The organism is Streptomyces calidiresistens (genome assembly GCF_014141525.1).
In the GTDB taxonomy this organism is placed as follows: Bacteria; Actinomycetota; Actinomycetes; order Streptomycetales; family Streptomycetaceae; genus Streptomyces; species Streptomyces calidiresistens.
Genome location: NZ_VKHS01000948.1, coordinates 1 through 1,872, shown reverse-complemented (window position 1 = coordinate 1,872; position 1,872 = coordinate 1). Strand labels below are relative to the sequence as shown.

Genomic DNA, 1,872 nt, shown 5'->3' with positions numbered 1-1,872 from the left:
CGACAGGGGCGGGTCGGGGGTCTCAGAAGCGGGCGGCGTTGCGCTCGTACACCAGACGCAGCCCGATCAGCGTCAACCACGGCTCGTGCTCGTCCAGCACGGTCGACTCCCGCAGCACCAGCGGGGCCAGCCCGCCCGTCGCGATGACCGTCACCGCCTCCGGGTCCTCCGGCGACAGCTCGCGGGCCATCCGCTCCACCACGCCGTCCACCTGGCCCGCGAAGCCGTACAGGATGCCCGCCTGCATCGACTCCACGGTGTTCTTCCCGATCACCTGGCGCGGCCGGGCCAGCTCCACCTTGCGCAGCTGCGCGCCGCGCAGTCCCAGCGCCTCCACCGAGATCTCGATGCCCGGCGCGATCGCCCCGCCCGCGTACTCGCCGCGCGCGGTGACCGCGTCGAAGGTGGTGGCGGTGCCGAAGTCCACGACGATGCACGGCCCGCCGTACAGCTCGATCGCGGCGACGGCGTTGACGATGCGGTCGGCCCCGACCTCCTTGGGGTTGTCGGTGATCACCGGCACGCCCGTCTTCACGCCGGGTTCCACCAGCACCGCCGGGATGTCGCCGTAGTAGCGGCGGGTGACCTCGCGCAGCTCGTGCAGGACGGAGGGGACGGTGGAACAGATGGCGATGCCGTCCACGCTGTCCCCCAGCTCCTCGCCCAGCAGCGGGTGCATCCCCATCAGGCCCTGGAGCAGCACCGCCAGCTCGTCGGCGGTGCGGCGGGCGTCGGTGGAGATCCGCCAGTGCTCCACGATGTCCTCGCCGTCGAACAGACCGAGGACGGTGTGGGTGTTGCCGACGTCGATGGTGAGCAGCATCAGAGGTCCCCCTCCGCCGAGCGCAGGTCCAGCCCGATGTCCAGGACCGGGGAGGAGTGGGTGAGGGCCCCCACGGCCAGGTAGTCCACCCCGGTCTCCGCGTAGGCGCGGGCGTTGGCGAGGTCGAGGCCGCCGGAGGACTCCAGGGTCGCGCGCCCGGCGACCAGTTCCACGGCCCGGCGGGTCTCCTCCGGCGTGAAGTTGTCCAACAGCAGGAGGTCGGCGCCGGCGGCGAGCACCGGCTCGATCTGATCGAGGCGGTCCACCTCGACCTCCACCGGCAGGTCCGGTGCGCCCATCTCCTCCAGCGCGGCGCGCACGGCGGCGAACGCCTCGGCGACACCCCCGGCGGCGATCACGTGGTTGTCCTTGATCAGCACCGCGTCGGAGAGCGACATCCGGTGGTTCAGCCCGCCGCCGCAGCGCACCGCGTACTTCTCCAGGGCACGCAGCCCGGGGGTGGTCTTGCGGGTGTCGCGGACCCGGGCACCGGTGCCCTCCAGGACGTCGGCCCAGGCCCGGGTGGCGGTGGCGATGCCCGACAGGCGGCCCAGCAGGTTCAGGGCGGAGCGCTCGGCGGTGAGCAGGTCGCGGGTGCGGGCGGTGGCCGAGAGCAGCACGTCGCCGGGCTCGACCCGGTCGCCGTCCTCGCGGTGCCGCTCCACCTCGAACTCCTCCTCGCACACCATCGACAGCACCGCCTCGGCGATCCGCAGACCGGCGACGGTGCCGGGCGCGCGGGCGACGAAGTCGGCGGTGGCGACGGCGTCGGCGGGCACGGTGGCCAGGGTGGTGACGTCCACCCCGCCGTCGAGGTCCTCGGTGACGGCCAGGTGCGCGATGTCCTCCACCAGGAGGGGATCCAGCCCGGCGGCCTCCAGCAGCCGGATCAGGTCGGGGTCGAGCCCGCACTCCGCGAACCCCCCGTCCCCGGACGGGGCGTCCGCGGCACAGCCGCAGCCGTCCCCGCAGCCCCCGGCGGGGGACGCCGGGGGCACGAGGGGGAGGTCGCCGGTCGGCGGGGTCGGCTCCCCCGGCCGGGGGGCATC

2 protein-coding genes are annotated in these 1,872 nt (G+C 74.1%); both read right to left on the bottom strand.

Features of this window, described 5'->3' with window-relative positions; all coding sequences use genetic code 11:
- Positions 1-22 precede the first annotated feature (22 nt).
- Positions 23-823, bottom strand: coding sequence for a type III pantothenate kinase (locus tag FOE67_RS24425; RefSeq protein ID WP_182666995.1), 801 nt, complete (start codon positions 821-823; stop codon positions 23-25).
- Positions 823-1,821: a carboxylating nicotinate-nucleotide diphosphorylase gene (gene nadC / locus FOE67_RS24420; protein WP_182666994.1), complete on the bottom strand. Its 999-nt coding sequence runs from the start codon at positions 1,819-1,821 to the stop codon at positions 823-825. Before nadC ends, FOE67_RS24425 begins: the two co-directional genes overlap by 1 nt.
- Between the last annotated feature and the right edge of the window lie 51 nt (positions 1,822-1,872).